The 7,947-nt window shown below is 60.9% G+C and carries 2 protein-coding genes and 5 pseudogenes; 3 read left to right on the top strand and 4 right to left on the bottom strand.

Going from position 1 to position 7,947, the window contains the following annotated elements; all coding sequences use genetic code 11:
• A pseudogene (locus tag AC0L2Z_RS25670) lies at nt 1–273 on the bottom strand (DDE-type integrase/transposase/recombinase); the annotation flags it as partial.
• Nucleotides 274–499: 226 nt separating this feature from the next.
• Here AC0L2Z_RS25670 and AC0L2Z_RS25665 point away from each other — a divergent pair.
• Nucleotides 500–640: pseudogene (locus tag AC0L2Z_RS25665) on the top strand (extracellular catalytic domain type 1 short-chain-length polyhydroxyalkanoate depolymerase); the annotation flags it as partial.
• A 48-nt stretch (nt 641–688) separates the two neighbouring features.
• On the opposite strand, the pseudogene AC0L2Z_RS25660 reads toward AC0L2Z_RS25665, so the two are convergent.
• A pseudogene (locus tag AC0L2Z_RS25660) lies at nt 689–787 on the bottom strand (hypothetical protein); the annotation flags it as partial.
• Nucleotides 788–1,997: 1,210 nt separating this feature from the next.
• Between AC0L2Z_RS25660 and AC0L2Z_RS25655 the strand changes: the two are divergent.
• Nucleotides 1,998–3,816, top strand: a pseudogene (locus tag AC0L2Z_RS25655) (ABC transporter ATP-binding protein).
• Nucleotides 3,803–4,702, top strand: a pseudogene (locus AC0L2Z_RS25650) (ABC transporter transmembrane domain-containing protein); the annotation flags it as partial. The pseudogenes AC0L2Z_RS25655 and AC0L2Z_RS25650, both read left to right, overlap by 14 nt.
• Before the next feature lie 56 nt (nt 4,703–4,758).
• Here AC0L2Z_RS25650 and AC0L2Z_RS25645 read toward each other — a convergent pair.
• Both AC0L2Z_RS25645 and AC0L2Z_RS25640 read right to left on the bottom strand, forming a co-directional pair.
• Nucleotides 4,759–5,459, bottom strand: a protein-coding gene (locus tag AC0L2Z_RS25645; RefSeq protein ID WP_473629640.1) for an IS6 family transposase whose coding sequence is annotated in 2 segments (ribosomal slippage) — nt 4,759–4,955 and nt 4,955–5,459 — 702 coding nt in all. Because the reading frame shifts where the segments join, the coding sequence is not laid out codon by codon here.
• Between the two features lie 319 nt (nt 5,460–5,778).
• Nucleotides 5,779–7,836, bottom strand: a complete 2,058-nt coding sequence (locus AC0L2Z_RS25640; RefSeq protein WP_473629639.1) for an acyltransferase family protein — start codon at nt 7,834–7,836, stop codon at nt 5,779–5,781.
• Between the last annotated feature and the right edge of the window lie 111 nt (nt 7,837–7,947).

Below are 7,947 nucleotides of genomic sequence, written 5' to 3'. Positions count from 1 at the left end.
GCGGATCGGCTTCAGCGCTCGTCGCGGTCGATTCCGCAGACGGTGTTCGGCGTCGCAGGAAATGATCGCCTCATGATCGGTGGGGCTGCTGTCGATGACGGTGCGATCCGGTGCCGTGGCGCTCCAGGGCCTTCCGGAAGAAGCGCTTGGCTGCCGGCAGTCGCGGTGTTCGCTGAAGAAGAACTCGACCGTGTCGCCGACTCCGTCGACGGCACGATAGAGACACATCCATTGGCCGCGTATCTTGATGTATGTCTCGTCCATGTGCCACTTGCCGGTGACGGCGAAGCCCGGGATCAAACACCTAGGCTGCCAATCTCTCGCGATTTCTGGTTTCCACAGGCTAATGACAAACAGTGTCACCAGCGGCGGATCGTGCAGTTCCCGGCGTCCCCGCCTCTTTTTGAGGACCAGCTTTGAACACGGAGAAGTTTGGCAGGTTTGAACAGGGAGATTTTTCGAAGTCGAAGGAGTCCGGACGTCGGATACACTGCGGCTATCCCTCTGCTTCAACTGGTTCGTGCCAGGCGATACAAAGCGGAACGGCGGAGAGGCCCTTCCCATCCGCCAGATGATCGCGGCGATTGTGGTCGAATATGGCCTCGACCGTGGGCGTATCTTTATCACCGGCCTCTCCGCCGCGAATATAGAAGGAATCCAATATCCCGCCGGTTGAATGGGTGCTCCGCACGGAAGGATCATTGATCATCACGTCGGCCACCGTGCGCGCGCCCTGATTCTCAATGGTCTGCGCCGTGTAGCTGCCTATGTTGAACGGCGTATCCATGATGTCGCCGAGCAGGCCCAGGCGTCCCCCTCGCGCAACTTGTCCCACGGGATACGCTTCCGGCAGGGTGCCGATCGTTGCGGTCAGGGGCACACCGCCTAGCCCCTCCACCACGATGCGTTCGAGCACCGTCGCTTCCTGCGCAGCTGCGTCCTGACCGATCACGGCCAGCGCAGCGAACAGCCCAACAGATTTCCTCATGCAAATCCCCTCATCGGCATTGACCAAGATTATTTGCCTTGTCCTGAAGGGAGCTGGGTTTGGTCGGCTAGGAGGCGTTGCTAGATAACATGACATGTCAACAATCAACGTGCTGCTTCTTGTTCCCCACCTTCTAAACAGCGCCGGGAAGATTCGGCCGACAATGCCCGTAAGCCATTTGTTGCCTTTTCGAAAAAGTTCGGCATCCTCGCCACGGATTCGGCAGGCCCGGCTTGGTCGGACCATCCGGACGATTCTTTCAAGACCGTTGGTGGACTGAGGGAAGCTCTTGGCGGGCGATTTGGACACGAAGCGTTGGAAGAGCTATGTCCGTGTGGAACTGGGCGGGCGCGACAAAAGGATCAATATCCCTTCGACCCGAGCGGCGGCCGAGTGCTTCTCCGCAGCTGGCCGACGGAATGGGGTCCGCGCCACAAGCAGGCCCGCGAAGCCTGCATCGCGGTCCTGAAGGCGAGCAGCCGCCGGAATTTGCGCGGCAGGCTTTCGTCGAGGCCGCCCGCGAGGCCGGAATACTGGTCGTGGGAGTTTTTCCCGGCTGACGCGTCGAACGAAGCTTTCGGGAGGCAAACCGCCCGTCGATAGCGAGAGCCAAACGTCTCGGAACGCGCGCAAGGGTAGTGGCTGAGCTTGAAATATGCGAACTCGGCATAGGCGTTGCCGCATATCGGCCCGAGCTCCTATGGCTCGGAGAGCGGCATCGAAGGCCTCGACGCATATCTGCGGACGAATTCGTGGCCGGGATGTGGAGGCGCTCGCCGCGCCGGGCTGCCTTTCGCGGACGATCGCGACGACCAATGGTGCACGCCTTTCAGGCATAGTGCGATGCCGCCATTGGCCCCTTGAACGGTCAAGTCGGACACGCGTAACATCGCCATCTGAATTGAGTCTGCTTCATTCGTCCGGGCTAATGTCCGGATTGGTCTGGGTATTTCCCTTGCGTACGGATGCAACTAGCGGCGCGGCGTAGCGCGGCAAATCGTTTGTCCATGTGGCGGAAGCCTCCTGGGGCAAAGGCCTCAGCACCCTGCTGCGTATCGTGCGAATGACGCTGCGCCATCCCTGGCAAGTCGCCATCACCATCGGTTCGACCTTCATTGCCGCGACGCTGCAGCTTTTCATTCCGAGCTTGCTGGGACGCGCCATCGATCAGGCGCAGGGCGTCTTGACTGCTGGTGCTGGTCCTGCGGCAGAGCGCGCGCTGTGGAACACGGCGCTCACGCTGCTCGTCGTCAGCATCCTGCGCGGCCTCTTCACCATGGCGCAGAACTACTATGGCGAGGCCATCGGCCACCGGACCGGCTATGAACTGCGGCTGGCTTTCCATGAGAAGATCCAGCGCCTGAGCTTCTCCTTCCACGACCGGGTCCATACCGGCGATCTCATCACGCTCGGCCTGCTCGATCTCGACGGCGTGCGCATGTTCTTCTCCACCGGCATCCTGCGCGTCGTGCTGCTCGGCGTGCTGATCGGCGTCGGCGCTTATCTGCTGATCAGCACCGATCTCGTGCTCGGGCTGCTCAGCCTGAGCTTTGTGCCGTTCGTCGCCTGGCGGTCCTCGGTCACGCAGCTGGCGCTGCGCAGCACCTGGCTGACGTTGCAAGAGCGGCTGTCGGTGCTGAGCCGGGTGATGGATGAGAACCTCGGTGGCATCCGTGTCGTGCGTGCTTTTGCGGCGCAGCGGCATGAGCTGGAAAAGTTCGACCGCGCCAAGCAGGATGCGCTGGACCTCGCCAACCAGCGCGTCGGCATCCGCGTCAGCAACACCAGCGCTATGAACTTCTCGTTCCTCGCCGCCATGGGCTTGGTGCTTTGGTTCGGCGGCCAGAAGGTGATTGCGGGCCAGATCAGCGTCGGCATGCTGGCCCAGTTCCTCACCTTCATGACCATCTTGCAGATGCCAGTGCGCCAGCTCGGCCTGATGGTCAATTCATTCGCCCGCGCTTCGACCTGCGGCACGCGTCTGTTCGAACTGCTGGACACCGAACTCGATATCGAGGTACGCGCCCGACGCCAAGGATCTTGTCGTCACTGACGGTGTGCTGCGCTTCGACAATGTCGGCTTCCGCTACGCGGGCGCTGGCCGTCCGACGCTATCCGGGATCTCCTTCGAGGCAAGATCCGGCCAAACCATCGGCATTGTCGGTCCGCCCGGCAGCGGCAAGTCGACCATCGCGCACCTGATCCCGCGCTTCTCCGATGTGACGTCAGGTGCCATCACCATCGATGGCCAGGACATCAGCAAGGTCACGCTGCAATCGCTGCGCAAGGGGGTCGGCGTGGTGCAGCAGGACGCATTCCTGTTCACCACCTCGATCGAGAACAACATCGCCTACGGCAATCCATGGGCGCGCGAGACCCGCATCGGGCAAGCCGCCGAGTATGCCCAATTGCACAACTACATCATCGGGCTTCCCGCCGGCTACACCACAGTCGTTGGCGAACGCGGCGCGTCGCTTTCCGGCGGCCAGCGCCAGAGCCTGACCATCGCCCGCAGCCTGATGCTGCGGCCATCGGTGCTGGTCTTCGACGATTCAACTGCTGCCATCGACGCCGGCACCGAGCAACGGATCCGGGCAGCGATGAAACGCTTCGCCAAGGACCGCGTGACGCTCATCATCTCGCACCGGCTGAGTTCACTGATGCATGCCGACCAGATCCTGTTCGTGGAGGGCGGCCGGATCGTCGAGCGCGGCACGCATGAGGAACTGCTGGCGCTCGGCGGACGCTACCGGGCCCTTTACGACCTGCAGCTGCGGCCGGACGATGACCGACCCGTTGTAACGGAGCCGCGTGATGTCGACACATAGCGGCGACGAGAAGGAAGACACCAGCGGGCGGCCGACAAAGGCGGTCGTCGGCTCGCACCGCGACGAGGAAGAAGTCTTCGGCAAGGCCTATGATCCGCGCATCGTGCGGCGCATCTGGAGCTTCGTGAAACCCTATCGGGGCCGGATTTTCATCTCGGTCGCCGCGGTCCTGGTGTTCACGCTGACGCAGCTGGCGATCCCGCTGGTCATCCGCTACGCCATCGACCACGGCATGGCGGCGGGCAGGCTCGACCGATCGGTGATGATCTGGGCGACGGGCGCCTTCGCGACGATCATCCTCATCAACTACGGCGCCAGCTATGTGCAGGAGAGCGTCGTCGGCAAGGTGGCCGAAAACGTGCTCTCCGACCTGCGCCGCGCCATGTTCAGCCACGTGCAGCGGGTCTCGCTGAGCTTCATGGACAAGACCGAGGTCGGCCGGCTGATGTCGCGCCTGCAGGGCGATGTGAATTCAATGCAGGAATTCCTCGAAACGTCAGTGATGTCGGTGCGCGACATCGTGCTGTTGTTCGGCATCGTCAGCGTCCTGCTCTGGCTCGATTTCCGGCTCGGGCGGCTAACGCTGTCGACCATGCCGGTGCTGTTCATCGTGCGCCTGTTCTGGCTGCCGCGCGCCAAGGTCGCCTTCATGGCGGCGCATGAAACCAACTCGATCGCCAACGGTGCGCTGGCTGAAGGCATCCATGGCGTGCGCACGGTACAGAGCCTGGAACGCCAGCATGTCAATTTCGATCTTTATGACGAGAAGGTGCTGGCCAATCTCAATGCCCATCTGAGATCGGCCAGGTATGCGCAGGTGATGGTGCCGATCGTCGACACGCTGACCGGGTTCGCCATGGCGACAGTCATCGTCGTGGGCGGCTCGAGGTTCCGTTGCAAAATTGTCGTCTGGCAATAGAAATTCGGGGAACGACCCCAGCCTCACGCGGCGGCGATGATTTCGAATTGCTGGGCGATGGGCGGATTTGGATTGAAGGCGTACCTCCCATGTCGTTTTCGCATCATGTGGATCATCTCGATCCCGCCCAGCGTGGCGATAGCGCTTGCGAATGATTTGAAACCGAGCATAGGCCGCACACGACACTTGATACGCCGGTGATCCTGCTCGATGCGGTTGTGAGGTACTGGCTCTTTCGGATGCGGATCGGCTTGAGCTGCCGCCGCGACCGATCCCGCAGTCGGCTTTCCGCGTCACAGGAAAGGATCGCCTCGCGATTCGTCTGGCTACCGTCGATGACGATGCGCTCGGGGCGGCCGTGACGCTGCAACGCCTTGCGCAGGAAGCGTTTGGCCGCCGGCAGATCACGATGCTCGCTGAACCAGAACTCGACGGTGTCGCCGACGCTGTCGATGGCGCGATAGAGATACATCCAGCGGCCGCGAACCTTGATATAGGTTTCGTCGATATGCCACCTTCCGCCGACGGCACGCTTGCGCCGATTGAAGCGTTTCAGCAGCAAGGGCGAGAAGTGAACGACCCAGCGGTGGATCGTCGAATGATCGATACTGATGCCGCGCTCGGCCATCATTTCCTTCAAATCGCGAAGGCTCAAGCCGTAGGCCAGATACCAGCGAACGCAAAGCAGAATGACGGACTGGTCGAAATGGCGGCCCTTGAACATCTGAACTCTCCGGCGAAACACCAGAGGCCATGCCATGCGCCTGGTTACCGAAGACTTTGCAACACAGCCAGAGCGAACCATACCCGCACTGCGTCCACAGAATGCTGCTGGTAATTGGGCATGGATGGGTGCGGCGGTGACGGTGCTGTCGAGCCGCATAACTCTGCCGTTGGACCCCAATCAATCAGGCTCAAGGTCGTGGCTGCAGCAGAGCACTGACGGGAGATACCATGACGAATACTTCGCTGCAGTCCTTGCTGAGGGTTAGCCCGCGCTGCACCGCGGCCATGCGCGCTCCTTTCCCCCGGAGAAGCCTGACTTACTCCAGATCCATGGCCGGCGAAGAGATGACCTTAGCGAAAATGGGGGCGAGGATATGCCGGCTCGCCCGCGAAAGGTGGATCGCGTCGAGGTAGAAGACGTCTTCACCTGATTTCAACGGGCACTTTTCCTGCCCACACAAAGCTTGGACTATCGGAACGAATTGTACAGTTCGTGGCAGCAGATCCGCGAGGATTTGATTGTTCTGCCAAGACCTCTCGGCCGGCATGGTGGAGCACGGCGCATCGCCATTCATGAAGTCCGCACGGATAAGGCAAGTCAGCACATCGGTGGGCGGTTCTGGGGCTGGTCCAACCACGGCGGTCTTGATGCCACGGGTCGCCAGTGCGGCCGCGGTCTCTTTAATGGCGGACGTGAAGTTCGCTTTGGAAGCCTCCCGCGAAGGCCAGCTTCCATCCTTCGAAAGGAAGCTGCCTCCACGCCCCGAGTAGGTGTTCCAGCGGCCTGCTAGGATCACGAGTGTGACGTTGCGATCGGCAAGCACCGATTGGAGCGCGGACGAATTGAAGGCCGGGCAATCCGCTGTCAATGGACTGGCGGGAAGCATCGTCATGTTGGGGAAAGGAGCGCACCCCGCTTTTGTAATCTGTCTGACGCGCACGCCTGTGGTCCGGGCGGCCTCGCTTAAAGAAGGGGCAAGATGGGCAGCCTGAGAATCGCCCCACAAAACGATCGTCGGAGCGATATTGCCGGAGCCGAGGAGGCATTCGCCCGTTTTGGGGATGAGCCCGCCACGCTCGAGGCAGGAAGATGCTTCGAACTTGGCCCTCTCCGCTCTGAGTGCTTGAACAGACGGGCCGCCATCAGGGCCCCGACTGGGGAAGCCGGAGCTGTTGATGATAGCCAGGGATAGACAGCACACCGCAGCTGTTGCGCCGGCGGTCGGTACCAGCCACGTCCAACCTGTAGCTCTCCGGCGGAACGGGCGCTCGACAAAGCGCCATGAGAGAGCTGAGACGAGCAGCGCGGCCATTACGACAGCGACACGTTCAGAGACGAGCAACTCGCGATTTTGATAGATGCCAGCAAAGACCAGCAACGGCCAGTGCCAGAGGTAGAGCGAGTAGGAAGTCAGGCCGATGAAGCCGGCAGGGCCGATCGACAGCGCTTTTGAGACCATTGTTTCGCGGTGAAAGCCGGCGGCGATGATGAGCGCCGCTCCAATGCAGGGAGCAAGCGCGTGGAGGCCACGAAATGGCGTATCTTGATCGATCAGGAAAAGTGAAGCGGTGATGAGCGCCAGACCCGAGGCAGCGAGGAGTTCCGCAATCGTTTGGTTTGGCTTCATTGCCTTGGCCACGGGCAGCGCGATCAGCCCGCCCGCGAGCAGTTCCCAAGCGCGCGTCGGAAGCATGTAGAATACAAAGGGCGGGTCGCTCTGGAGCCAGTGCTCAGCGGCGTAGATGGACATGACGAATAGCGCTGCGACGATGATTGACGACGCCCACGGTCTCAGCCATCGCATCATGAGTATGACTGCCAAAGGCCACAGCAAGTAAAACTGCTCCTCGACAGCCAGCGACCATGTGTGCAGGAGCGGGAGCGAGTTCGCGGCTTCAGTGAAATAGTTGGTGTTGCGGTAAAAAAAGAAGTTGCTGAAGGAAATCGCGGCGGCGATGGCGCTGTTGCCGAACCCAATGAACTCTCCCGGCGGCAACACAAACCACGCCATCGCAAAACAGGCGGCGAGCATCGCGGAGAGGGCGGGGAAAATCCGTCGAACGCGGCGGTGATAGAAGTCCAGCAGCGAGAATTCGCCTCTCTCTGTCCGCTCGATGATGTCGGACGTTATCAGGAAGCCGGAGATCACAAAGAAGATGTCGACCCCAACGAACCCGCCGCTGACCGCTGAAAAGCCAGCATGATACAGGACAACAGGAACAACGGCGACGGCCCGTAGACCGCTGATGTCCGCTCTGTACCTCATGCCGCTGATCGTCCTCAAAACGTCCTGAGCAACGCCTTTTTCATGTTCGTTACTCTTCGTAAAATCGATCGTTTCGATGAGTGCATCTACGGTATGAATGCGGACCATCAAATGCGATTAAGAACCGAACCAGCCCCATGCAAAATCGCGCAACGCGGAATCACGCTCGATCAAACTGACAGGCAGTGGTTTCGCTGGAGGGCAAACGCATCTTGTCAC

Source organism: Mesorhizobium sp. WSM4850 (genome assembly GCF_055811735.1).
Note: the sequence above shows the minus strand (reverse complement) of the source record. Positions and strands in the feature narration are given on the sequence as shown.

Excerpts from the sequence above, each read along its gene's own strand:
- AC0L2Z_RS25640 (WP_473629639.1), bottom strand. The coding sequence starts at position 7,836 with ATGGTCCGCATTCATACCGTAGATGCACTCATCGAAACGATCGATTTT.